Origin of the sequence: Mucilaginibacter tolerans (assembly GCF_030519375.1) — a bacterium.
GTDB lineage: Bacteria > Bacteroidota > Bacteroidia > Sphingobacteriales > Sphingobacteriaceae > Mucilaginibacter.
Genome location: NZ_JAUMKB010000030.1, coordinates 1 through 25,527, shown reverse-complemented (window position 1 = coordinate 25,527; position 25,527 = coordinate 1). Strand labels below are relative to the sequence as shown.

The following is a 25,527-nucleotide window of genomic DNA, read 5'->3' as shown; positions in this document are numbered from 1 at the left end:
TCAATAATTTCATCACGTAAACTTTTTTGAAAATGACCCCGCTCGTGGAAACGGGCTACAACCTCTGAATTCTCGTCAGTTGGTTTCATACACTTTTTTTTTAAGTGTGTAGTTTTTGCCGGACGAGTCACATAACGGTCTTTGATTTTTTCGTTTAAAAACGTATTCTTGAATAAACAAAAACCTTTGGATCATGAAAAAAGTAACAGGCATAGGGGGGATTTTCTTTAAGTGTGAAGACACTAAAAAAATGCGTGATTGGTATGCAAAAAACCTCGGCATCGAATCGGGAGAATATGGTGGTGGTTTTGAATGGCGCCAGAAGGATAATCCTGAACAAGAAGGCTATACGGCCTGGAACCCCTTCCCTTCTACTACTAAATATTTTGATCCTTCGAAAAAGGAATTTATGATCAATTACCGTGTGGCCGACATGGAAGCGTTGGTGGAGCAACTAAAGAAAGATGGTGTGACCATCATTGACGAGATCGCTACCTATGATTACGGTAAGTTTGTGCATATCCTCGACCCGGAAGGCAACGCCATAGAGCTTTGGGAACCTGTTTAAAATACAACTTGCAGTTTTTTTTTTAGTCATAAGTCTTTAGTCGTAAGTCCAAAGACTTCTTTTTTTTCCGGTATTATTAAGCAGATTGAAAATAAGCGACCGAAGCACCTAAAATTTTGTTAATTGCAGTATGAAAGCATTTTTAGGAATGGGCCTGCTCGGCTCGAACTTTGTAAAGGCCATGCGCAAAAAAGGCGATGAGGTTCAGGTTTGGAATCGTACACCATCGCGGGCGCGGGCATTGGAATCAGAAGGCGCTAAAGTATTTGTAAATGTAACAGATGCAGTAAAAGGGGCTGATATCGTCCACCTCACCTTAAGGGATGATGGGAGCATAGATGAAGTATTGAAAAATGCAGAAGCCGGATTGGAGCCAGGCGCTTTGATCATTGATCATACGACTACTTCAGTCGATGGTGCTATTGCGCGTACCAGGGCATGGAAAGCAAAAGGATTTACCTATTTACATGCGCCCGTATTTATGGGCCCGCCAAATGCTTTGGAAAGCACCGGCTATATGTTGGTTTCGGGCGATCAGGATGTCATCAAAAATGCTGCACCCGAACTGAGTAAAATGACTGGCAAGCTGCTTAATCTTGGCTCAACCGAGGGTAAGGCTGCCGGCATGAAGCTCGCGGGGAACCTGTTTTTGCAAGTAATGACAGTTGGTATTTCGGATATGCTGGCCCTTGCCAAAGGGCTCGGAATATCAGGAGATGAAATTCAGGGCTTGTTTAGTGAGTGGAACCCAGCAGCAGCTATGCCTGCACGTATGAAGCGTATACTAAGCGGCAATTTCGATCAGCCTTCCTGGGAGTTGGTTATGGCCAGAAAAGATTCCGGGTTGATGATAACAGAGGCAGAAAAACACAACGCACATTTGGCAGCTATACCTGCTATTGCAGCGGAAATGGACAAATGGATAGAAAAAGGATACGGAAGTAAAGATTGGAGTGTTATAGCGAAGGATAATATCTGACACGTAGCGGGGCGCGCGTGGTGCAAAGCTTTATGTTTATGATTATTCTTCTAACACCATGCGCCTTCCGCCTCGCTCCAGGCCACCATATTTTCTATATTTGAGCTTGCTTTAACCCAATGAACCAAAGCCATACCGCAAACCCTGTACGAAGAATCCTTATTGCCAGCCTGATCGGTACAACCATTGAGTTTTTTGATTTTTACATTTATGCCACGGCAGCAGTACTGGTATTCCCTAAGCTGTTCTTCCCGACTGCCAGTGCCACTGCGGCTACGCTTCAATCGTTTGCAACTTTTGCGCTGGCTTTTTTTGCCAGGCCGCTTGGCGCGGCGTTATTCGGTCACTTCGGCGACAGGAAAGGGCGTAAAGCCACCCTCGTAGCTGCTTTGATGACCATGGGCCCTTCTACCGTTGCCATAGGGTTATTACCCGGCTATCAAACCATTGGCATAATGGCGCCTTTGCTCTTGTGTTTATTTCGCTTTGGGCAGGGCCTGGGGCTTGGAGGCGAATGGGGTGGAGCCGTTTTGCTGGCCATAGAGAATGCTCCTCAAGGAAAAAAATCATGGTATGGTATGTTCCCTCAGTTAGGAGCACCAATTGGTTTGTTATTTTCAACCGGGATATTTTTTATACTAGGGAAGACCATGCAAAATCAGCAGTTCCTGGATTTTGGCTGGCGTATCCCTTTTATTGCAAGTGCTTTGTTGGTTTTTGTGGGATTGTATGTGCGTTTAAAAATTTCAGAAACGCCCGATTTCGTGAACCTGATCGAAAAAAATGAGCGTGTGAAAGTGCCTGTGAAAGATGTGTTCACCAAACATAGCAAAGCTATTACCCTCGGCACTCTTGCAACAATAACTACTTTTCTGTTATTCTACCTGATGAACGTTTTTACCTTGAGTTGGGGAACTTCGGCCCTTAAGTATTCTAAAAGCAGTTTCCTGGTGGCGCAAATGATCTCGGTGTTATTTTTTGGCATTGGTATACCTATGTCCGCCCTTTTGGCCGATCGTTATGGCCGCTCCAACATGTTAATTATTGCTACCGCTTTTATCTTCCTGTTTGGCCTGGCTTTCTCTCCCCTTTTTAGTACAGGGAGTTGGGTAATTACAACGATTTTCCTTTCATTGGGCATGTTCCTGATGGGATTAACCTATGGCCCGCTGGGTACAGCGCTTGCCGGAATTTTTCCTGCGGCGGTACGTTATACCGGAGCATCCCTTGCTTTCACTTTAGCAGGCATACTGGGCGCATCGCTTACACCGGCATTAGCAACTAAATTGGCGACCTCTTATGGACTCAATTATGTGGGTTACTATCTGTCTTTTGCCGCTGCAATCACTTTCCTGGCATTGCTTGCCGCACGGTCGTCGATGAAAGAATAAGATCAGTTTCTCTGCTCTCTCTTTCTGCTTAAGTAATTTCGTACTGGCTGGTCATACAATACCATAACCAGGTAAGCAAATGCAGGCAATATGATCAATCCCGATATAATAATCAGTGTAAGCTGACCTGTCCCGGGTTTATGGTTCGCGTAATAATTGCCGAACATCCACATCACGGTATAATGGGTCATATATAAAGGATATGATAGTTTTCCTGATAATACGCAAAGCTTTCTCAACCCTGTTGTCAATATCGCTCCAGCGCCCAATGCAACCAATAGCGGGAAATAAAGAATTACCACCAATGGTTCGCTCAGCCAATTCCATTTATTTGAAAAAGGCATGAGAAAAGCCAAGACCAATAAAACAGACAAACCAATAAATCCCAGTTTGTTTTTGATGATGAAATTAAAGCGGTAAACTGCCATTCCTGCCAAAAATGAATAAGATACACGGGCGCAACCATCCCAAAAAGTACCCCAGCTCCAGCCGCCCATTAAGTTGCCCGCATGGTGAGCAATATAAAATATAAAAGCTGCCGAGATGATAGCTAGTACGATCAAAAAGGATTTCTGGAGACGACAGAGAATTAGCGCATAAAAAATATTGGCCACGTACTCCCAAAATAGCGACCATGCCGGCGCATTATAACTGAACAGGTTAAATGCCCTGTCGGCCACCAGAGGAAAAGGGATAAGCAGTATAGATGTAATAAATACCAGGACAATTTTTCCTGCACTGTATAGTTCAATATGGCCGCCAAAAGGATCGAATAGGAAGGCCAGCAGACCTAATATAGAACCAAAAATCACCAATGGATGCAGGCGTATCAGCCTTGATTTGAAAAACTCCAACATACCCATTTTTGCGATGCGGTCGTCATATGCGTAAGCGATGACAAAACCCGATAAGCAGAAAAAGAAATCGACTGCCAGGAAACCGTGACTAATAAAATTCTGCCCGTAATCGGAATAAGCCATTTCCATAAAATGGAAAGTAACTACCGCCATGGCCGCCACTCCACGTAATCCATCAAGAATTTCAAAATGCTGTTTGGTTTTTAAAATGCTGGTATTCAATTTTTCCACGGGCTCAAAATAGGGATTTATTTGAGCAAGTGTTCACATTCACGCTATGAACAATCTCGAAGGTTATTATTTATTTGATTGTCAATAAATTGAATCCTAGCAATGACGCAAATTGATGTCAATGTGATTAATTGCACTACTGAAAAGGATATTCAAAAACCTTCATTTTTTCACTGGTACTAACGGTATCAAATTTCGACCCCACACCAAACCTGGTATAATAAATAAATCCGGCTTCCAATATGGAACCATCATCAGGGACTGTTTTTGAGATAATCAGTTTATTTGCCGGACCCGGAATATCCTTAATTTTCATTAGCATTAATGTTGTATCAAAAATTGAACGTGCATTAATTGTGCCTGCATTATTCCGGATCGTCAATGCAAAACGGATAGTGTCTTCGTCAGTAGAGAAATCTTCATTGGTGTATAAAACAAATTTAACGGTCTTGTTAGAAGAGCTGACCACAGGCAGTGGCTTTTCTTTTTTACACGATAATATTAAAGATGTGGCGGTTAACAATGATAAAGCAAGTATAAATCTTTTCATTTTTCTAATTTTTTACAAGCAGGTACGGGAGATATTTCTGATGAGTTGCCTGGACCGCTGATTAGTTTGATTGCGCTGATTTCTCAGATAAAAAGGTGGTATAATGTTGAGACCTTTGTTGATGTCGTCTTGTTGATTTTTTGAAGCAAGTACTTATATGAATAAATTTATACCACCCCATTTGGATACGATTTTTAATTTGATTAATCAGATAGACACAATCCAGCAAACTGCCAACTACCTAACCCACCCCTCATGCCTCAAAAACTTAACCAACTGCGGATCTTTTATCGATAGCACAGGCATCCACAAACCCAATGGTTCGCACGTCCACCAGAGGTGTTGCGGATTGCCGGGTTCGGCAAATTTATAGCGGTATATGGTTGCCCTGATAAATCGCGGCGGTTTGCCGGGGAAAGGATTTTCGGCGAATAGGCCAGTTGCAATCGGGTCGTTATGCAGCAGCTTCCAGACCAGGTTGTATGTCCAGGGGTATTGGTCTGCAGTGGACATGGAGGCAAACCACATCTGCCAGTCAAGATGCGGTTGATAGGGCGCTATCTGCGGCGGTTGTTTGTCCAGGCGAACAGGCAAACCTTTGTAAATATAAGGTTTCCAGACAGCCTTATTATTAGTCGTGTCATCCATCGTCCCTTCGAACACTACATTAAGTCGCTCCAGGCCTACGCTTCCAAAAGCGCCGTAGGTGTTCACCAGATCGAAGGGATCGAAAGAAGTATTCATGATCTGCTGGTTAGATAGCAGGTTAAACGCCGGCTGAAGGCTGAGCAAAGCCACCAGTCCGGCAATGATATAGGAGGTAGTGAGCATCGGCCTGGAATCTTCGGCACGGCCAGCAGCTGTGGCAGCTTTTCGGACCAATACCCGGGGCAACAATTTCGCCCAAAAACCATCATCAAAACAAGCAAGAGCAGGAATGATGGTTAGCCAATTTAAGAAAGACAGATTGCCGCTGAGAATGATGCTTAACTGGAAAAGTACAATTATTGAACCTGCTATATACCGACCAAGTCGTGGCCAGAAAATAAACCAGGGAGCCACCAGTTCACCCAGCCAGTTGAACCATACGCCGATCTTTAACCAAAAGTGGGGTAAAAAATGAAACCAACGGCTCAGCGGACCGGGTATGGGCTGCGTTTCAAAATGATGGAACAGCACAGTTCCATTCCGCCAGGCTTCGTCACCCCGGAATTTGATCAACCCCGAGCCCAGCATAATCCGGAATATCAGCCATCTGAATAAAACGATAATAGCAATGGGCGCTGGTCGTTTTGGGAAAGGGCGCATATCAATAAGCGGGCAAAGAAAGATCGCAAGGAACCCGGTTTCATTGAGCTGAATTTCCCAGCCATATCCATACCAGTCTTGTCCCACGTGAACAATGGACATATACAAAAACCATATCAAACCAAGCATGGGCGCGTTGGTATATCCTGTAACTACCACACATGAAAAAATAAACCCTATCCATGCTACAGCAAGCAGCGTGGTATCTGAATGCCAGAACCAAAAGACGGATGGCAGCCGCACGAAACCCGCGAAGTTTGAGCCTAATGAATGGCTCACGAGGTTGAGGTAATTCCCGACAGGGAGCAACCCATTACTACCAATTAAGGGAACGAGTTGATTAATAGCTACCAGGAATGCCACCGCATACACCACGCCCAGCAGCCGCAGGATCATGAACCGCGTAAGCCAATAGGTTGGCGGGGTATTTCCCCCGAGAGTGATCGGTTGGGCAGTCAAAGTGTCTGAAAGCATTCCATTTCTTTGATTAAATTTATTAAAACAAATCGTACAACCTTTTGGTGTTATGAATGTTTATTATATTTGATTACCAATTCATTAAATCAAATCCCGGTGAGGCTGCCATAACGGCTTCATCATCACCTTAAAAAACTACTGCAATGAAAAATTTACTCTTATCATTTGCCATTGTACTTACGGTAAGCATTGGAATGGCATTTACTGGCATCGACACACAACATCTGAAAGGTTTTATCAGTGATTCGCACTGCGCGGAGGCCAAAATGGATATGGGCGCAAAAGCGGACCGTATTAAATGCGTCAACAAATGTATAGCAGGCGGGGCATCGGCGGTACTTGTTTCGGGCGATAAGGTTTATAAAATATCAAACCAGAAAGCTGTGACAGACTATGCCGGAAAAGATGTAGAGGTAGATGCTAACGTTACGAATGATACAATAGAAGTTACTAAAATAATGGAAGCCAAATAAAGAAATCAAAACCTAAAACTGGGCCCCGGAATAAGATCCGCGGGCCTTTTTATTTTAGCCGTATCAGACCTAAAAATTCAAATTAGTTAGTAGTTTTAAAAATTATAAACCTAAGAATATGAAAAGACTTCCACTGTTTATCCGCCTGTTTGTGCAGGCGCAATTTATTTTAAGCTTACTTATTTTTGCTTCTCTTAAATCATCAGCACAATCCACGATGATGAAAGACCCGGATGTGATAGGCCGGTGGGATTTGAATTTAGAGAAAGACGGTAAAGTATTACCATCATGGTTAGAGGTACAGAAATCGGGCACGCATACCCTGATCGGTCGCTTTGTATATGCTTTCGGCAGCGCGCGGCCAATTTCAGAAGTAAAGGTAAACGGTACTAAATATAGCTTTTCGATACCACCTCAATGGGAGCCCGGAAACAGGAATATGGATTTTGAATTTGAAGTGAATGGCGACGCTATAAAAGGTACAATGGTATATACCGATGGCCAAACCTACAATTTCAGCGGCGTGCGTGCGCCATTAATGGCACGTACTAAAACACCAACCTGGGGCGCACCTATCAAAATATTTAACGGCAAAGATTTGAAAGGCTGGCACACCGACGGCAAAAACCAATGGGTAGTAGAAAATGGTATGCTGAGAAGCAAACACTCGGGCGCAAACCTGATGACCGATAAAACCTTTACCGATTTTAAACTGCATATCGAGTTCCGTTACCAGCAGGGCAGCAATAGCGGTGTTTATCTGCGCGGTCGCTATGAAACCCAGATCATCGATACCAAAAGTGGCGAGCCGGAGCCTATCAACAATCAGTTTAGCTCTATCTACGGCTTCCTGCCGCCCAACGTGATGATGGCAAAAAATCCCGGAGAATGGCAAACCTATGACATCACACTGGTTGGCCGCATGGTCACTGTTGTAGCTAATGGAAGGATGGTGATCTGCAACCAGGTAATTCCAGGTATAACAGGTGGTGCTATTAACAGTAAGGAAGGTGAGCCCGGCCCCATACTGTTACAGGGCGATCATGGCCCTATTGATTACAGAAATATTGTTTTAACTCCGGCTAAATAATCTAAAAACAAGCCGACCCACACTAAAGCCTTGAATTGCTATTAAGGGCTTTATTTTTATACCGACAAATGCATCGACAGCGAAATTTTGACAGTTTTTAACTGCAAAATTTTCACACTAAATGAAATTTTTTCACCTGAAATCCCTTCTAAAGATCATTGGCATTTTACTTGTTAAGCTTTGAACAGAGAATACGAGATTCTCAAGTTTAATTTAATTAATAATAAGTTCAATCATTAAATCTAGTTAAGGAGGAAAACCTATGACATTGGTTAAATTTAGTCCCGAAAAGAAGAATAATTCATTAATGCCAGGCTTTAATGATATTTTCGAATCATTTTTCAATGATGCTTTCTTGTCTGATCGTATGACGACCCGTGTACCGGCCGCTAACATCAGCGAAACACCCGATCACTTCCATATCGAGCTTGCCGCTCCCGGTCTAAAAAAAGACGACTTTAAACTGAATCTTGAACAAAACGTTCTGACCATTTCTGTTGAGCAACGCCAGGAAAACAGGGATGAAAAAAAGAATTACAGCAAACGCGAGTATAGTTATTCTTCGTTTGTACGTTCGTTCACCCTGCCTGAAAGTGCCGATGATTCGGGTATCGAAGCAGAATACACCGATGGCGTTCTTAAAATAAATATTGCAAAAAGAGAAGAAGCCAAAACCGTTAGCCGGCAGATAGAGGTTAAATAAATTAATTTTCACATGGTTAAAATGCTTAAGACAATTATTTATTGCTTAAGTAACAAATGGCTATGGAGATGAAAACTAAGTATTACCTGACGTTGAGCTTGAAACAACCAGGCGGATACAGTTATTTTGGCGAGTATTACCTTGGTAACGATAGTAAGCGTGCTAATGAAATTTTTAGCGGCTTAACGGGAAGAAGCTCAGCTTATGAAGATCAGGCACTTAATATTGATATGATAGTGATGGAGGGTGACGTTCCCAAAGGAGTAAAAACCATTGGGTGTACGCTTGATGAATTTGCTCTCAACTGCAAGTATATTGCAAAGGAAATTTTCAGGATAAATAACCTTGAATTATCGTAAATCTGCTCAGTTATAGTGCTAAGTCGAAGTCCCGGGGCCGAGAGGCGCTGGGGCTTTTTTTTGAAAACTATTCTCCTGTGAATCTGTTTTTTCGTGACAGTAACAACCAAAGCCATGAACGATCAATTATTTGCCGCCGAATTTGCCAAAGAGCTCGAAGCAGAAACCACCTCTACTTTAAAATGCCTTGAACGTATCCCGCCTGAACTGTTTGGCTGGAAACCACACGAAAAATCAATGGAGCTAGGTTACCTCGCATTGCTTGTGGCCGAAATACCCATGTGGATAACACATATCATCAAAAAATCAGAGATTGATTTTGCTACTTTTCAGCATATGAAGGCTGAAACAACCCTTGACCTGGTGAACCATTTTAAGCAAAATGTTTCAGAGGCAAAAGACGCTTTGCGCGGATTAAAAGAAGGCGAACTTTCAGAAACTTTCTACCTAAAGGCCAATGGAAAAGTTTTATTCAGTTCGCCAAAGAAAGAACAGGTTGAGTCGACCATCAATCATATGGTGCATCACCGGGGACAATTAACGGTTTATATGCGATTAAATGACATTCCCGTACCGTCTATTTACGGGCCGTCTGCTGATGATAAAAGCTTTACTGCGGGATAATAAAAATTGATTTTGCAATCCTTACATCCTTTTTAAATAAGCGTCTCAATCCTTATTATTGTTCCGGACTGTAAGTCCGGCTTGGCTGACTATGGATTCTCTTTTAAATACGATCAGATATTTTATACCGCTTTCAGCCTCGGATGAGGAAATTGTACACAGATTATTTCATAAAAAGGTTTTTAAAAAGGGCGAGCATTTGCTGCAAGCCGGAAGTATCTGCCGGTATATCACTTTTATCGAAACCGGGCTTGTAAGGTATTACTTCAACAGTGATGGTGAAGAGCGTACCAATTACTTCAATAAAGAAGGCGAATTTGTTTGCGTTTATACAAGCTTCCTGCCCCAAATGCCATCAGACATAAATATACAGGCGCTTGAGGATACCACCCTATTTGTGATCAGTTTTAACGATATCCAACAGTTTTACAGGGAGGTGGAGCATGGCGAGCGATTTGGCCGCCTGGCCGTCGAACAGGTATACCTGGATGCCATCAACCAAATAGGATCATTATATACCGATCCGCCGGAAGTACGCTATAGCAAATTCTTATCCAATTTTCGCGACATTGCACAGCGCATTCCCCAATACTATATCGCCTCCTATGTGGGTATTAAACCACAATCATTAAGCCGGATCCGTAAACGTATTGCCGGCAAGTATTAATTAACCTGGGTGAATGCACCGGGAATTTCCATTGCTGAATTTTGTGCTGTTAAACAAATAACAGCATATGAAAACAATTAATCAAAACAGCAAATGGGGTGCCAACTCCGCATCTTTTTGGATGACGTTGCTTGTTGCAGCGGGGATAATTTTTGTAGGAATACGGTTTATTGTAAACCCGCATGCGGGTGCAATTGGATTCGGCATTAATTTTTCCAGCGACAACGATATTGCATTTGGCCGCATAAAAGGTATACGCGATATATTTTCGGGCCTAGTGCTTTTACCACTCTTGTTTTTTGAAATGCGCAGGGCAACCGCCTGGGTATTTACTGCGGCCATTATTATACCTGCTACTGATTGCCTGATCGTACTGGCAACCAACGGCCCTTCGGATACTCAACACCTGCTGATACATGGGCTTACCGCGTTATATATGGCGGTAACCAGCTTTCTGCTTTTCAGGAATAAAACTCAAGTAATTTATTAATTATAAACGCAATGATTTTATTGAACATCTGCCTGATAATTCATCTTTCAGGCTTGGCACTAATGTTAGGGACCACAATTGCCGAAACAGTTACTTTTAATGTCTTTTCGAAAAGCTTTAAAAAAGACGCGCTGCCCTCATTAAATCTACTGGCATTAATGGATAAGTTTTCAGCGCTGCTGGGTATCGGCGCAACGTTTCTTATACTTTCCGGAACCGGTATGATGATCATTACCCACGGTGCTTTTGCCCATCAGATATGGTTTAAAATTAAGCTTGCACTGATATTGACGCTTGTTTTGAATGGCTTTTTGGCTGGCACCCGATTAAAATCCAAACTGGAAAGACAAATAAAAGAAAGAGATCAGGCGATAGGTACTATTAATCGTATCAAGCTGTTCTATTTGACACAGATGACCTTATTTTTTACAATTATCCTGCTGAGTATTTTTAAGTTCAGTTAAACGGCGGGTTAATTATGTACCAGTTTCGAGTTTCTGATCACCAGAGAAACTATTTGCGGCAGATTATACAGTTGGAAAGGAGTTTTCAGAATCCGATCAGCGTCACAACGGTTTTCAAGCGGCTCATCAAACATATCGGACAGTAAAATTACGGGCGTGTTTTTGGTTTGAGCCTGTGCCTTAAGCATCAAACAGATGGCGTGTCCGCATATTTCAGGGAGCCATTCATTAATAATAAAACAATCCGGGCGCAAAAAAGCGAGTTCTTTCGTTGATGAAAAAGACATCAGGACACTAACTACATAACCTGAATGCTCCAGTAATTCAGTTATGGTTTCAAGATTGGATGGATTATCAACAATTACGACAACATGTTTCCGCATAATAATTTGGGGGCTTAAAACAGGCAAGGGGACCTTCTGTAACTATTTAAATTATACGGAGTAAAAGCCGCTAAGTTGCAGTTTTTTTACTAAAAGTTTTCAACGATTATTCAACAATTAAAGCCCCGATGAAATTCATCGGGGCTTTAATATTTTCTCTTATAGAGACGAAATTATTTAGTTACGTACATTACTTCCTTTACCGCTTTGATCACACGTTCTGCGTTTGGCAGGTATTCCTGTATCAAAGTTGGTGCGTAAGGAAGCGGAACGTCGCCACCCATGATGCGCAGGATAGGTGCATCTAAATAATCAAATGCATCTTTTTGTACTTTAAAGGCAACCTCAGTAGCAATAGAGCCTAATGGCCAGCTTTCTTCAACAATTACCAAACGGTTTGTCTTTTTAACTGAGTTGATCACGGTTTCATAATCGATCGGGCGAACCGTACGCAGGTCGATCACTTCAGCATGAATGCCTTCTTTTTCCAGTTCGGCTGCCGCCGCGTTAACCACTTTCATGATCTTGCCGAAACCAACCAGGGTTACATCGGAACCTTCTTTGGTTACATTTGCTTTTCCAAGGGGGATATAATAAGTTTCTTCAGGAACTTCGCCTTTATCGCCATACATCAATTCCGATTCCATGAAGATTACCGGATCAGGATCAAGGATAGAAGATTTTAACAAACCTTTGGCATCATATGGGTTCGATGGAACCACCACCTTCAGACCAGGGCAATTGGCATACCAGTTTTCAAAACACTGGCTGTGCTGCGAGCTTAGCATACCTGCGTTACCAGTAGGACCGCGGAATACGATCGGCACAGAAAACTGGCCCCCACTCATCGACATGATCTTGGCAGCCCCGTTGATGATCTGGTCAATAGCTACCAGCGAGAAGTTGAAGGTCATAAACTCGATGATTGGACGCAGGCCATTCATGGCTGAACCGATGCCGATACCGGCAAAGCCTAATTCAGAGATCGGAGTGTCAATAACGCGTTTGGCGCCAAATTCATCCAGCATACCCTGGCTTACTTTATAGGCACCGTTATACTCGGCCACTTCCTCACCCATCAGGTATATTTTATCGTCCTTGCGCATCTCTTCGCTCATAGCTTCACGAAGCGCTTCTCTGAATTGTATTTCTCTCATTATTATTTTAAATGAATTTTTGCGAACGCAAATATAATCACTAATGTGTTAATTGCAATTGGGGTAATGAGTGGGACAAGTTTTTTACATAAGGATGCGAAATACCAGACATGAAGCACCCAACTTAATCAATCATTTCCGCTCGCCTTTCATCTTTGAGGCGATCTCCAAAGCCAATCGTGCGTTTACAATTCCGCCTGTTTTGCAAAGCTTAGTAAAGTCAACCTTTTCCTTGGTACCCGGTTTTAAAACCATAACATCTTTTAGCGGAGTTGCCGATTCCAAAATAGCCTGCTTTACTTGTTTAGCACTTAGTGAGGGATAATATTCCATTATCAACGATGCAATACCGGTAACTATCGGAGCTGAAAAACTTGTTCCATCTTCCGTAATGGTTTCAGCATCGCTATCAATCGAGGTCACCTTTACGCCAGGTGCAAATACATCGACATTCTTTTGTCCGAAATTGCTGAAGCTGGCAGCCAGGCTATCGCCCAGTTTTAATCCTGAAGCACCCACATTGATAACATTATCCATATCAGTAATTGAACCATCAGCAAAAGTATCATTCGGGTAATCAGGTTTTGCGTCTACATCCTGGTTATCGTTCCCTGCCGCTTGTACCAACAATACATCATGTGTGGCGGCATATTTAAATGCTTCGTCAAGCCATTCTTTATGAGGGGATATTTTTTTACCAAAGCTCATGTTAATAATCCTGGCTCCATTGTCAACCGCATAATGTATGGCGTTAACTTCGTCTTTATCATACTCATCGCCATTTGGTACCGCTTTAATGATCATCAGTTTCACATTATCTGCAACACCATCAATACCATAACCATTGTTGCGGACAGCACCTACCAAACCAGCTACGCCGGTACCGTGTGAGGCATCGCTAAATTTCAGCTTGTTGTTTCCATAAGTTTTATGATCCAGCACGTCCGGATCATCGCCTACAATACGCTTGCGGACTTCGACGTCCGGATTTAATGAATTATTAAGCTTGGTCATGTATTCACTTAATTCCTTAAGCACTTTTACGTTCGTACTGGTGGATACATCCTCACTAAAGGCAATCATCCAAAGATTTTTAACCTCAGTAAGTGTGTCGTTAGCGGCCTGCAGATGTTCAACATCAGCCTTAGTAAAAGTTTGGTTTGATTTCAGGTTTAACGCATGTCGCACATAACCGCTGGTTTCAACCAGCGCATTCAGTATAGGCGATAATTGATTGCTTTCGGCGCGGGCCTTAGTGATAGTGGAATCGTACTCCATTTTCACCTTCGTCCAGTAAGCAAATTCTTTCTTGTCGGTTGCAGTGGCTTCAGTCAGGGTCAAGTATTTTTCCTTCAGCCGCTGATATTCTCTTACTTCTTCTTCAGTTTCATTGAAATCACATTTGCCGGCCGGTCCGCCGAGAAAATTCCATCCGTGGATATCGTCCACATAACCATTATGGTCATCATCCTTCCCATTCCCGGCCCTTTCTTTGGGGTTGTTCCAAAAGACGCCTTGCAGATCTTTTTGCAAGGTATCAGCACCGCTATCGATAATACCTACGATCACAGGCTTACTTTTCTGGCCGTTAATAAATTGATAAGCTTGCTTAAGACTTATTCCGAAATAACCATCAGTCTTTTGATCGAGTGCAAACCAATCCTTAGGCGGATCGGGTTGTGACGGCGGCAATGTTTGCGCCGAACTGCTAAAACCAGTGAATAAAAAAGCTAATAACGTGCAGCTTATCAGAACTCTTGGGGTAGTACGCATTTATTTTTATCAGTATATAAGCTACAGGTCGAATTTAATGCCTTGCGCCAGTGGTAATTTAGTTGAATAATTGATTGTGTTGGTTTGTCTTCTCATATAAACTTTCCATGCATCAGAACCCGATTCGCGGCCGCCACCTGTCTCTTTTTCACCCCCAAATGCGCCGCCTATTTCAGCACCGGATGTACCTATGTTTACATTGGCAATACCACAGTCAGAACCAGCAAAAGACAGGAATTGTTCTGCCTCGCGCAAATTATTCGTCATAATGGCTGATGAAAGCCCTTGAGGAACTGCATTTTGCATTTCAATTGCATCCTCTAATGAACTGTATTTTATTAAATATAGTATAGGAGCAAAGGTTTCGTGCTGAACTATTTTGTAACCATTCTCGACTTCGGCAATGCAAGGCTTCACATAGCAGCCTGATGTATATTCTGCGCCTTCCAGTTTGCCACCCTCAACAACAAACTTTCCGCCTTCAGTTTTGCACTTTTCAATAGCATCCATATACATTTTTACTGCGTCGGTATCAATCAGCGGGCCCATGTGGTTATGCTCATCCAATGGATTGCCGATGCGTACTTGTGCATAGGCCTTTACCAGTTTTTGCTTGAACTGATCGTAAACGCTTTCATGAATGATCAGCCTACGGGTAGATGTGCAGCGCTGACCGGCAGTGCCAACAGCACCAAATACAGCACCGACAAGCACTGTATCCAAATCCGCATGCTGACTTACGATAATGGCATTATTGCCGCCAAGTTCCAATAAGCTTCTGCCTAAACGGGCTCCTACAGCTGCACCTACGGCTTTGCCCATGCGGGTTGAGCCGGTAGCTGAAACCAAAGGCACGCGTGGATCATTCGACATTAATTCGCCAACCACTCTGTCACCAATCACCAGGCATGACACACCTTCTGGGACGTCATTCTTCGCAAATACCTCCTGTGCAATATGCTGGCAGGCTATAGCCGTCAAAGGTGTTTTTTCGGATGGTTTCCAAACGCAAACGTCGCCGCAAACCCAGGCCAGCATGGCATTCCAGCTCCAAACCGCCACCGGGAAGTTGAATGCTGATATAATTCCGACAATGCCCAGCGGATGATACTGCTCATACATGCGGTGCTCGGCCCTTTCTGATTGCATGGTGAGGCCATACAGCTGTCTACTTAAGCCGACAGCAAAATCACAGATGTCGATCATTTCCTGCACTTCGCCATAGCCTTCCTGCAGGCTTTTCCCCATTTCGTACGACACCAGTGCACCTAACTCCTGTTTTTTGGCACGCAATGCTTCGCCTATCTGGCGCACAATTTCCCCGCGTTTTGGGGCGGGCACGCTACGCCATTTTTTAAACGCCCCGGCGGCCTGCGCAATTACTTTGTTATAATCATCCTCAGTAGCCAGCTTCACCGAAGCTATTTTTTTACCATCTACAGGTGAGGTGATGGTCTTTACCCCGGCTCCTGTACTGCTTCCCCACTGATTGCCTGTACTATAGGCATCATTATTGTCGTTTATATGTAAATGATTGAGGATCTCTGAAATATTAAGGCTCATAATCGTAAATTTGTCAAAGGTAAAATCTTTAAGGCAATTTATTTCAACTCATCTTTTGCCAGGCTAAAAGCGCCAAAATGTTTTTCATTTACTATCAGGCACTTGTAAAAAACCTTGTTAAGAATGTTTGAATGTTGAAAACTTGATATAACTAAGGATGCTTACTAATCGTAATTTGATCTCAGCAAAGGCTAATTAGACCTAAATAACCCGATGACGTCGGGTAGATCAATGGCAGCTGGCGTTCTTAAAAATATATTGAATGGAAGAAGAATTTGAATTTGGATTCACTGAGGACCCCAAGTTCTCAGTGGAGCGTTACGAAGAAATGATTCGTAATCATGACCAGTATTTTTTTGATGCGCAGGCGTTTGAAAACATTATCGACTACTACATCGAAAAGAATGACCCGGCGAAAGCCCTGCAAGTGGTAGAGTACGCATGTAACCAACACCCATTTGCAGCAGTATTTTTAATTAAGCAAGCCCAACTTTTTGTTGTCACCAACCGTGTCAGCGATGCATTCGTATCGCTGGAGAAGGCGGCCATGCTCGAAGCTTCTGATGCGGATATTTATATTATCCGTGGCAATCTTTACGAAAGCATGGAGCGTTATTCAGAAGCGTTGGAGAATTATGAAAAGGCCCTAGAGCTTGCCGACGAAACGGATGAAATTTTGCTGCACCTGGCTTATGTGTACCAAAACATGGGCGACTATGACACTGCCATCAATTACCTGAAGCAGTGTTTGCAGCAGAACATGGAAAACCAGGATGCCCTTTACGAACTGGCGTTTTGTTATGACGTGATGGACAATCAGGAAGAAAGCGTACAGTTTTACATGCAGTATATTGATAGCGAGCCATATAGCTACGCGGCATGGTATAACTTGGGTAACGCTTACACCAAACTCAGTTTGTTCGAAAAAGCGATTGACGCATACGACTATGCTATTTTGATAAAAGACAGTTTTGCATCAGCTTACTTTAATAAAGGTAATGCTTTGGTAAATCTTGAAAAATATGCAGAAGCCATAGAAGTGTACCGCCAGACATTTGAATACGAGCAACCTAATGCCGATACCTATTGTGCTATTGGCGAATGCTATGAAAAGCTGGAGCAGATGGATGATGCGCGAGCCTTTTACAAAAAGGCAGTAAAGATGGACTCCAAGCTGGCAGATGCCTGGTTTGGCATTGGTGTAACGCTTGATTTTGAGGAACGCTACTTTGAGGCATTACACTTTTACAAAAAAGCACTCGATCTGGATATTGCCAATGCTGATTATTGGTTTGCCATAGCTGATGCCGAGTATAAACTTGGTCACATAACAGAAGCAGAACAGGCATATGAGAAAGTGGTTGAATTAAACCCGGTTGATGTGGATGCCTGGTTGGATTACTCTTCTATTTTGTATGAGCAGAGCAAGCTTACAGGAGCTATTGAGGTAATGTCGCAGGCGATAAAGAACAACCCAGAAGCAGCCGAATTGTATTATCGTATGGTAGCCTACTTGTTCGCCTCGGGTGACTATAAAGAAGCACTGAATTTTCTGGAACTGGCATTAGCTTCGGACCCGGAAAAACATTATATCCTGTTTGATTACCTACCCCAGCTTCAGAAAAATAAGGTGATACTGGATATCATCAACAGGTATACTAAATAAATGAGTTGAATCGGTACCAACACCGATCAAAAAATTTTCTAAAAAATAGCCCCCGGGTGACCGGGGGCCTTACTTAATCACTAAACCTACCACATTATTTTCCTACTCAAATTGGTTATTGATTGAGTAGCTACTTGTTCCGGCTACATCACTTCCGGTATTTTCAAATCTGACTAACATGCATTGGGGGCCTATTTTCTTTATCTTATTATTTTTCACTTGTATATTGGTGCCATTCAGGGAATGTATCCCATCAAGGACATTGGCAACATAACAGTTGTCAATTAAAATATTATCACAACCTATTAACGAGATTCCTGACAGATCGGAGTTGAGGAGTTCACATTGTGTTATGTGAATATTGTAACAATCAACCAGGTCAATACAGGAAAGTGCACCGCCATTTATCGAATAGTCGCAAATGGTTATATCATGAACACCATTTAATGATATGGGCTGTGATGATCTGTAATTTGAATTTTCCATGATGATTATTTTTTAATTGACAGATGGTTTTTATACGGGATAGCGGTTGAGCGATATTGTCGATATAATTACGAAAGAATTGTAGTTATTTTTACTACAATCCAGTGATAATTTCTTAGGTCCTATCAGATATTTTACATGATTTAAACCAAAGCGATTGGCGTATTTTAGTTTTTTTAGTGATATTTGCACCATTAAAACTTTTTGTTATAGTCTATAACTAAAATAAATAACGATGAACTACCCTTTAAACAATATTCCGGAACGCACTATTAAACCCCGAAACAGTGGCATTACGATGGTGATGGATAAGGGGTTGAGTTTACGTCAGGTTGAGGATTTTATAGAAGTAGGTGGTCCGTATACCGATATTGTGAAGCTGGGTTGGGCAACATCATTTGTCACCCCAAACCTCGACGAAAAATTAAAGCTTTATCGCGCAGCGGGAATCCCGGTATATTTCGGCGGGACGTTGTTTGAGGCATTCATCGTACGTAACCAGTTTGATGATTATCGCCGGACGTTGGATAAATACCAGATGGAGCATGCCGAAGTCTCGGATGGCTCGATCGAAATAGAACATGAGGTGAAATGCGATTATATCCGCAAACTGAGCGAGCAGGTAACGGTGATATCGGAAGTAGGCTCCAAAGACGTGACTAAAATATTCGCTCCTTACAAGTGGATCAAACTGATGAATGCCGAAATAGAAGCAGGATCATGGAAGGTAATAGCCGAGGCACGTGAAAGCGGTAATGTGGGGATTTATCGCGATTCGGGAGAGGTGAGGCAGGGCTTGGTAGATGAAATACTAACCCAGATACCTGAAGAAAAGATCATTTGGGAAGCCCCGCAAAAGGCACAACAGGTGTGGTTTATTAAGTTGATAGGTGCCAATGTGAGTTTGGGTAATATAGCCCCCGCGGAAGTAATCCCGCTGGAGACTCTTCGCTTAGGTATCCGCAGCGATACCTTTGATCATTTTTTGAACCTGTAAATACATCTGCATATGTTGGCAAGGCCTTCGGATTGATTTTCTGAGGGCTTTTTTGTTTTAAAACACGTCACTACTTTACTATCTTCGGACTGTAAACTATGGCCTCATCCAAACTCATCAATCCCGATATAGACGATTTCTATTCAAACACATCCGAAGAAGGCCGACTTCAATTGGGCCTGGGTCCGTTGGAATTTGAGCGGAATAAGGAACTGATCGGTCGTTATCTGCCTAAAAAAGGAACGGTTATAGATGTGGGTGGCGGGCCAGGAGTTTATTCAGAATGGCTGACAGGTTTGGGACACGAGGTGATTTTGATCGATCCGGTTGAAAAGCATATCAGACAAGCCAACAAGCGATCAACCAAAGCAAAGAAACCATTTAAAAGTCTGCTGGGTGAGGCACAAAAACTGGAGTTGGCAGATAATGTTGCAGATGTAGTAATCCTACATGGGCCATTATATCATCTTCAATCGAAGACTGACCGCATACGTTCAATCACGGAAGCAAAAAGAGTTTTAAAGCCTAACGGAATCGTATTGGGGTTTGCGATTAATCACACCGCCTCGACGATTGCTGCCTTGTTGAATGGCTTTATTCATGCGCCTGAGATATTTGATATGTGTATGAAAGAGTTAAAAAGCGGTATCCATATCCCGCCTAAAAGCATGCCTGGCGTGTTGCCATCAGCCTATTTTCACCGGCCGGATGAATTGAAAGCTGAATTCACGGAATCCGGTTTAACTTATCTGGACACTTATGCAGTTGAAGGTCTGATATGGATGGATAAAAACTACTTTGAAACGCGTTCAGAGCCCAAAAAGAAAGAAAGAATAATGCAATTAATGAAGGTCACCGAAAGCGACCCTTCACTTCTTTCATTAAGCCCGCATATGATGATAGCGGGGAGAAAAAATAGTGGTTAATATACGTGTCGTTGATAGTTTATTTAACCGATCTCATTTCGCCTTAACAAATTTCAATGCGTACGAATCCAGGCAATAGCGCAGGCCCGTAGGTGCCGGTCCATCATCAAATACATGCCCCAGGTGTAACCCAGTGCTGCGCTCAACCACCTCATCACGCACCATGCCGTCCGAATAATCTTTAACAATCATGATTGCCTTGGGATCGACCGGCTTAAAAAAGCTCGGCCAGCCTGTACCTGAATCAAATTTGGCATCTGAGCTAAATAATGGCCTCCCCGTAGCTGCACTAACATAAATGCCTTTTTCATGGTTATTCCAATAAGGATTGTGAAATGGTGGTTCTGTTCCCTTGTTCACCATAATATCGTATGCCTCGGGCGATAATACATTTTTCCAATAAGAATTGGATTTTGCCTCCGGATAAGTTTTCACATCCTCTGAGCTTCCGGTCACCACTTTGTCTTTTGAATGAGTCTGCCCACATGCGCTTAATGTTGCCAGAAAAACAGCAGCAACAATCAGATTAACTTTTTTCATATTCATTATCAAAATGTTATAAATTTTACTTATATTTATTTGTCGTAAAGGATTTATAATCCTTACACCAATTCCCTTATAATTTATTTCTATTGTATTCTATTGTTTTTTATAAACAAATACGCTGACTAATAGCAAAATAAGTAATAGCAATTTGATTTCAGGCCTACTTTAGTTAGTTATAATATTAAGCTGATATTCAATAATTTATTGTGGAAAATTTTACACAAAGGAAATTTTTTTCCACGTTTTTTGCGGAATATGATTCCCAGTTAGACCAAATACCAATATAGGCTTAACTTGATAAATGCTAAATTGTTAATAAACAGGCCACTATTAAAAACTGGCGCGATATTTGCAGATTTTCAGAACCATAATTCAAACACGATGAATACGTACACCTTAGTAGGGGTGATCATAACTGTTTTACCGATAGTGTTAATTATCGCTACGGTAGTGATCAGAGGTAAAAAGTTATTCGATTAACCGGACATTTGGCCTAAAGCTTGTTTAGGTTATGCAGTATCTCAAGTACTTGCAGAGTGGATTGCTTTATATCTAAGCATTCCCTCTTTTTTATTTTTTCTACTTTTTAGCCGCTAAAACTGTTCCGATGCTCAATAAAGAGCTACAGTCCGCGTTTCATCATTCTTCCTTTAGATTTGTCCTGATTCCTTTGCAACTTGCCCGTTTCGTCGAAATCATAGGGCTTAGTTAATCGTGCTATGCGCTCTTCCAACGTTTCGGTAGTAAGGCGTTCTCTGCCCAGGCTATCTACCATTATAGGAAAAGCAAATGGCGTTGGCCGGTATATCTGTTTTAGAATAATATTTTGCTTAACAATCCGCTGCAACGCTTCCCGTAATCTGAATTCTTCCAACTGAAAAGCCAACGCCTCATTATAAGCTTGCCTTACTAAAAGATTATTAGGTTCATATTCGCTGAACACATCAAAAAGCAGCGACGTGGACGCTTGCAAATGCCGGCTCTTCACCGGCTGACCCGGATAGCCGGTAAATACCAAACCACCGATATGTGCAATATCTCTGAATTTTCTTTTTGCCATCTCGTTGGCATTTAGACTATGCAGAATATCATCCAGCAGGTTATCGATAGAAAAGAAGCTGGCGTCTTCTAAAGCCATTTCAATGGGAATCTCGTCATCTGCCAGTAATTCAAACCCATAATCATTCATAGCGATGGAAAACGAAAATGGCTTGATCTTCGAGATGCGGTAAGCCAGCAGCGATGCCATCCCTTCATGCACCAGGCGCCCCTCGAAAGGATAAAATATCAAATGATGCCCTTCCCGCGAATGAAATGACTCAATCAAAAACTCATGGCTTTGGGGCAGGTGTGATAATTCGGCCTGCAAATTGAACAAGGGCTTAAGAGCGACGACTTCCTCATCGTTTTCTATCCCATGTGCTACTTCATCCAGTTTGTCCCTGAAAACTGCCGAAAGCTGTGATGATAACGGCATCCGTCCTCCCATCCAACTTGGTATCAACCCCTTTTTGGCTTTTGATTTCCTGACATAGGCGCTCATCTCCTTCACCCGGATAAACTCGAGACTTTGCCCTGCAAACCAAAAGTGATCCCCTGGTTTTAGTTTGGAGATGAATGACTCCTCAATAGTTCCCAGACTTTTGCCGCTAAGCCACTTTACCCGTATGCTCACATCGCTGGTGATAGTGCCGATGCTCAGTCGGTGCCGCATGGCTACCCGTCGGCTTTTTACCAGATATAATCCGTTCTCTACCTCCACTTTCAAAAACTCATCGTATTGTGCCAGTACATTACCTCCATGTGTTACAAAGTCGAGTAGGTCGTTAAACTCTTTACGGGTTAGGTCCGCAAAGGCATATGATGTCTTCACTTCCTTATACAGATCATCCGCCCTGAAACCATCAGAAACTGCTAATGTGACCATGTACTGTACCAATACATCATAAGTAAGCAACATCGGGTCGCGGCTTTCGTAGATACCCTGTTTGATGCCCTGCTTCAACGCAGCACCTTCCAATAACTCCAACGAATGCGTTGGCACAAAATAAGCCCTCGATATCGCTCCGGGAGCATGCCCGCTACGTCCTGCCCTTTGCATAAACCGCGCTACGCCCTTCGGACTACCTACTTGTATCACCGTATCAACGGGGCGAAAATCGACCCCAAGATCCAGGCTTGATGTACATACCACTACCTTTAATGCTTCGGCATGTAACGCCTGCTCTACCCAGTTCCGCAATTCGTTATCCAGCGAACCGTGATGCATAGCCATAATGCCGGCATACTCGGGATAATTGTCCAAAATAGCATGGTACCATATTTCTGACTGCGAACGGGTATTAGTGAATATCAGTGTAGTTTTGCTTCTGGCCACAATATCCATCACCTGCGGTAGCAGTTTTACCCCAATATGCCCCGACCAGGAATAACTCTCAATATTTTCAGGAATGACCGATTTGATGACCAGTTTTTTATCGATATGCGCCCGCACCATTTTCACCTGCTCTTTAGGAAAATCGTTACCCAGTAACACCTCCGATGCCTGCTCCAGGTTACCGATGGTTGCACTGATACCCCAGATTCGGAGCCCCTGGTTCCGAGTCCTGAGTCCTGAGTCAATGACTTCAGGCTTCCAGGAAAGGGCCCTAAGCCGGGACAAACCCAGCTCCACCTGTACCCCACGTTTAGTCCCCAACAACTCATGCCATTCATCGATCACCACTACCTGCAATTGCGCGAATATTTTAGGGTATTCCTTTTGTGCCATCATCAGGTGTAAGCTTTCTGGCGTAGTAAGGAGTACTTCGGGGAGTTTGGTTTTTAGGGCCTGCTTTTCTGCTGCGGGAGTATCACCGGTACGTGTGCCGATTTTCCAGGGCAAGCCGATTTCCTCGCATACCTCCTGCATGGCCTTTTTAATATCGTTAGTTAACGCGCGCAAAGGTGTTATCCAAAGCATCATCAGGCCGTTATTTAAGCGGGTATGCCAGGTGTCCGGATTCCTGTTGATATAATCGGCCAGGAACGGCAAAAATAGCGCAAAAGTTTTACCACTACCAGTCGGTGCATTCAGCAAACCCGAATAGCCCCTAAGGTACGCCGCCTCCATCTCCTGCTGAAAAGGAAATTGCTGCCAGTTCTTGCGTTTATACCATTCTGCAATAATTTGCTGCCCTATTGTCATCACAATTCAACTTACAATTTTAATTACGATTAGTTGCATGCTATAATAAAAATTACCTGAACGGGCGTCACGTTCATAATAGGAGGGCCAGTTAACAAAATTATAGCACGATTAACTAGTACTTGAATTTTTAGCGTATGATGTCAAAATACTGCCACCACATTACTTAGGTAAATTGCATAATATAGTATAAATGAGTTTATTCTAACTCGCCAAACTCTTCCTCTTTTAGCACTCCCAGTTTTAATATCAACTAAAAATTACGGTATTAAAAATTAACTTATTTTCTCCAAATCAAAATTATGTGTAACTATTAGTTAACATGCCCCGTACAAAAGACCCTAATTAATTTAACTATTATGATTCTGAAACGCAAACAAACCACCTCGTGGATGGGCTTAATGTTAGGAGTTACATTGCTTTCAACTTCCATTTTTACATCCTGCTCAAAGGACAGCTCGGTTGTTCCTTCTTCAACCAATGCAAATACGTTGGATAAAAGTCATAATTCATCAGGTGTTGGCCCTACTAAAAGTCCTACCGGAACTACCACGGGAACTACGACCGGTGGAACCACCACCAGCGGCGGCACTACTACAGGTGCTACTACCGGAACCGGAACTACAGGCACTTCAACAAATTTCACATACAAGGCATCTGCCCCTATCAGTTTAAACGGGCAAAACAATATTACCATCAGCGGCGAATTGATCGATGTTAATCATGGTGGAACTATTGGCATCCATCTTAGCAATTGCAATAATGTGCACATTACTAAGTGTAAAATCATGAACTCCACCACCGACGGGATTCAGTTATCCAATTGCACCAATGTAACTATCGATAGTTGTTTTATTACCAACGTGAGAGCTGGTGTTAATGCTATGCAGTGTAAAACTGTTAAGGTAAACTCTAACCAATTCCTGAACATGAACGGGCCGTTCCCTTCAGGTAACTTTGTCCAGTTAAACAATGTAAGCGGTGGTGGCATACAGGTAAATTATAACCGTTGCGAAGATATCGCGGGCGTAGCACTACACCCGCAGGACGGCATAAGCATTTACCAGTGTGATGGTTTACCAGGCGATTCGGTTCAGGTAATTGGCAACTGGATCAGGGGCGGACAGGTGCAGAATGACTCAGGCGGCGGCGCAGGTATCGTATTAGGTGACGTTGGGGGCTCATACCAGGTGGCACGTAATAATATTGTCGTAAACGGGGGTTTTGTTGGTATGCAGGTTCAGGGCGGCAGCCATATTAAAATGGATCATAATACTATTTATAGCATAAGCACGCCTTATTCAAATTGTGGTCTTTGTTATGGCAACTACTCGGGTGCATCAAGTTCAAATATTTACATGGGCTATAATAAAATAAGGTTCTACCAAAAATCAGGCGCAGAGATGGACGCATGGTGGGATCCGTCGACCGCATTCCAGCCTGACGGATGGACAACCAATTCATTAAAAGCGAGTATTGATGCCAGCCTACTACCAACTACCATCATTACAATGAATTAATTAGGGAGGTATCACAATGTAAGGTCCTAAAATAGGTTGACTATTATTGATGATACAAAAGTTGTTAAAAACTCAAACATCCACCAAAGATG

25 protein-coding genes are annotated in these 25,527 nt (G+C 42.8%); 15 read left to right on the top strand and 10 right to left on the bottom strand.

The annotated features are described in order from the left end of the window. Nucleotides 1–193: 193 nt before the first annotated feature. The 3 genes from Q3A68_RS22955 to Q3A68_RS22945 all read left to right on the top strand — a co-directional run bounded on the left by Q3A68_RS22955 (nt 194) and on the right by Q3A68_RS22945 (nt 2,938). Entirely contained in the window at nt 194–568 is a 375-nt protein-coding gene (locus tag Q3A68_RS22955) for a VOC family protein (protein WP_302903490.1), read from the top strand. Nucleotides 569–698: 130 nt separating this feature from the next. Further along, on the top strand, nt 699–1,547 hold the full coding sequence (locus Q3A68_RS22950; protein WP_302903489.1) for an NAD(P)-dependent oxidoreductase: 849 nt from the start codon (nt 699–701) through the stop codon (nt 1,545–1,547). 119 nt (nt 1,548–1,666) lie between these two features. Beyond that, a complete protein-coding gene (locus Q3A68_RS22945; RefSeq protein ID WP_302903488.1) occupies nt 1,667–2,938 on the top strand; it encodes an MFS transporter in 1,272 nt (423 codons plus the stop codon). Nucleotides 2,939–2,940: 2 nt separating this feature from the next. On the opposite strand, the gene Q3A68_RS22940 is transcribed toward Q3A68_RS22945, so the two are convergent. From Q3A68_RS22940 to Q3A68_RS22930, 3 genes are all read right to left on the bottom strand, one after another. Continuing rightward, on the bottom strand, nt 2,941–4,026 hold the full coding sequence (locus Q3A68_RS22940) for an acyltransferase family protein (RefSeq protein WP_302903487.1): 1,086 nt from the start codon (nt 4,024–4,026) through the stop codon (nt 2,941–2,943). Between the two features lie 136 nt (nt 4,027–4,162). After that, on the bottom strand, nt 4,163–4,576 hold the full coding sequence (locus tag Q3A68_RS22935) for a hypothetical protein (protein WP_302903486.1): 414 nt from the start codon (nt 4,574–4,576) through the stop codon (nt 4,163–4,165). A gap of 237 nt (nt 4,577–4,813) precedes the next feature. Continuing rightward, nucleotides 4,814–6,358 (bottom strand): lipase maturation factor family protein, encoded by a 1,545-nt coding sequence (locus Q3A68_RS22930; RefSeq protein ID WP_302903485.1) that lies wholly within the window; start codon nt 6,356–6,358, stop codon nt 4,814–4,816. 146 nt (nt 6,359–6,504) lie between these two features. On the opposite strand from Q3A68_RS22930, the gene Q3A68_RS22925 reads away from it, so the two are divergent. The 8 genes from Q3A68_RS22925 to Q3A68_RS22890 all read left to right on the top strand — a co-directional run bounded on the left by Q3A68_RS22925 (nt 6,505) and on the right by Q3A68_RS22890 (nt 11,231). After that, entirely contained in the window at nt 6,505–6,834 is a 330-nt protein-coding gene (locus Q3A68_RS22925; RefSeq protein WP_302903484.1) for a hypothetical protein, read from the top strand. Between the two features lie 118 nt (nt 6,835–6,952). Then, a complete protein-coding gene (locus Q3A68_RS22920; RefSeq protein ID WP_302903483.1) occupies nt 6,953–7,924 on the top strand; it encodes a 3-keto-disaccharide hydrolase in 972 nt (323 codons plus the stop codon). Nucleotides 7,925–8,186: 262 nt separating this feature from the next. Beyond that, on the top strand, nt 8,187–8,627 hold the full coding sequence (locus Q3A68_RS22915) for an Hsp20/alpha crystallin family protein (protein ID WP_302903482.1): 441 nt from the start codon (nt 8,187–8,189) through the stop codon (nt 8,625–8,627). Between the two features lie 68 nt (nt 8,628–8,695). Beyond that, the gene (locus tag Q3A68_RS22910; RefSeq protein ID WP_302903481.1) at nt 8,696–8,986 is read left to right on the top strand and encodes a hypothetical protein; all 291 of its coding nucleotides are present in this window, start codon (nt 8,696–8,698) and stop codon (nt 8,984–8,986) included. 114 nt (nt 8,987–9,100) lie between these two features. After that, a complete protein-coding gene (locus Q3A68_RS22905; RefSeq protein ID WP_302903480.1) occupies nt 9,101–9,610 on the top strand; it encodes a DinB family protein in 510 nt (169 codons plus the stop codon). A 91-nt stretch (nt 9,611–9,701) separates the two neighbouring features. Beyond that, nucleotides 9,702–10,277 carry a Crp/Fnr family transcriptional regulator gene (locus Q3A68_RS22900; RefSeq protein WP_302903479.1) on the top strand — a complete coding sequence of 192 codons (576 nt, stop codon included), beginning with the start codon at nt 9,702–9,704 and terminating at the stop codon, nt 10,275–10,277. A 67-nt stretch (nt 10,278–10,344) separates the two neighbouring features. Continuing rightward, nucleotides 10,345–10,767 carry a DUF4267 domain-containing protein gene (locus tag Q3A68_RS22895; protein ID WP_302903478.1) on the top strand — a complete coding sequence of 141 codons (423 nt, stop codon included), beginning with the start codon at nt 10,345–10,347 and terminating at the stop codon, nt 10,765–10,767. 62 nt (nt 10,768–10,829) lie between these two features. Then, nucleotides 10,830–11,231 (top strand): hypothetical protein, encoded by a 402-nt coding sequence (locus Q3A68_RS22890; protein WP_302903477.1) that lies wholly within the window; start codon nt 10,830–10,832, stop codon nt 11,229–11,231. 8 nt (nt 11,232–11,239) lie between these two features. Here the strand turns inward: Q3A68_RS22890 and Q3A68_RS22885 are convergent, their stop codons facing one another. From Q3A68_RS22885 to amaB, 4 genes are all read right to left on the bottom strand, one after another. Next, complete coding sequence (locus Q3A68_RS22885) at nt 11,240–11,614, bottom strand: response regulator (RefSeq protein ID WP_302903476.1); 375 nt, start codon at nt 11,612–11,614, stop codon at nt 11,240–11,242. A 173-nt stretch (nt 11,615–11,787) separates the two neighbouring features. Further along, nucleotides 11,788–12,771, bottom strand: a complete 984-nt coding sequence (locus Q3A68_RS22880; RefSeq protein ID WP_302903475.1) for a pyruvate dehydrogenase complex E1 component subunit beta — start codon at nt 12,769–12,771, stop codon at nt 11,788–11,790. Between the two features lie 132 nt (nt 12,772–12,903). Next, entirely contained in the window at nt 12,904–14,544 is a 1,641-nt protein-coding gene (locus Q3A68_RS22875; protein WP_302903474.1) for a S8 family serine peptidase, read from the bottom strand. A gap of 21 nt (nt 14,545–14,565) precedes the next feature. Then, nucleotides 14,566–16,107 carry an L-piperidine-6-carboxylate dehydrogenase gene (gene amaB, locus Q3A68_RS22870; RefSeq protein WP_302903473.1) on the bottom strand — a complete coding sequence of 514 codons (1,542 nt, stop codon included), beginning with the start codon at nt 16,105–16,107 and terminating at the stop codon, nt 14,566–14,568. 262 nt (nt 16,108–16,369) lie between these two features. On the opposite strand from amaB, the gene Q3A68_RS22865 reads away from it, so the two are divergent. Beyond that, entirely contained in the window at nt 16,370–17,773 is a 1,404-nt protein-coding gene (locus Q3A68_RS22865; RefSeq protein WP_302903472.1) for a tetratricopeptide repeat protein, read from the top strand. A 102-nt stretch (nt 17,774–17,875) separates the two neighbouring features. Here Q3A68_RS22865 and Q3A68_RS22860 read toward each other — a convergent pair whose 3' ends face one another. Then, on the bottom strand, nt 17,876–18,259 hold the full coding sequence (locus tag Q3A68_RS22860; RefSeq protein WP_302903471.1) for a right-handed parallel beta-helix repeat-containing protein: 384 nt from the start codon (nt 18,257–18,259) through the stop codon (nt 17,876–17,878). 235 nt (nt 18,260–18,494) lie between these two features. Here Q3A68_RS22860 and Q3A68_RS22855 point away from each other — a divergent pair, with 235 nt between their 5' ends. Together Q3A68_RS22855 and Q3A68_RS22850 are read left to right on the top strand one after the other, a co-directional pair. Then, nucleotides 18,495–19,256 carry a phosphosulfolactate synthase gene (locus Q3A68_RS22855; RefSeq protein WP_302903470.1) on the top strand — a complete coding sequence of 254 codons (762 nt, stop codon included), beginning with the start codon at nt 18,495–18,497 and terminating at the stop codon, nt 19,254–19,256. Between the two features lie 98 nt (nt 19,257–19,354). Next, nucleotides 19,355–20,182, top strand: coding sequence for a class I SAM-dependent methyltransferase (locus Q3A68_RS22850; protein ID WP_302903469.1), 828 nt, complete (start codon nt 19,355–19,357; stop codon nt 20,180–20,182). 33 nt (nt 20,183–20,215) lie between these two features. Here the strand turns inward: Q3A68_RS22850 and msrB are convergent, their stop codons facing one another. Further along, the gene (gene msrB, locus Q3A68_RS22845) at nt 20,216–20,722 is read right to left on the bottom strand and encodes a peptide-methionine (R)-S-oxide reductase MsrB (RefSeq protein WP_302903468.1); all 507 of its coding nucleotides are present in this window, start codon (nt 20,720–20,722) and stop codon (nt 20,216–20,218) included. Nucleotides 20,723–21,350: 628 nt separating this feature from the next. Then, nucleotides 21,351–23,915, bottom strand: coding sequence for a ligase-associated DNA damage response DEXH box helicase (locus Q3A68_RS22840; RefSeq protein ID WP_302903491.1), 2,565 nt, complete (start codon nt 23,913–23,915; stop codon nt 21,351–21,353). 359 nt (nt 23,916–24,274) lie between these two features. Between Q3A68_RS22840 and Q3A68_RS22835 the strand changes: the two genes are divergently transcribed. Next, complete coding sequence (locus Q3A68_RS22835) at nt 24,275–25,435, top strand: right-handed parallel beta-helix repeat-containing protein (RefSeq protein ID WP_302903467.1); 1,161 nt, start codon at nt 24,275–24,277, stop codon at nt 25,433–25,435. Nucleotides 25,436–25,527 lie beyond the last annotated feature (92 nt).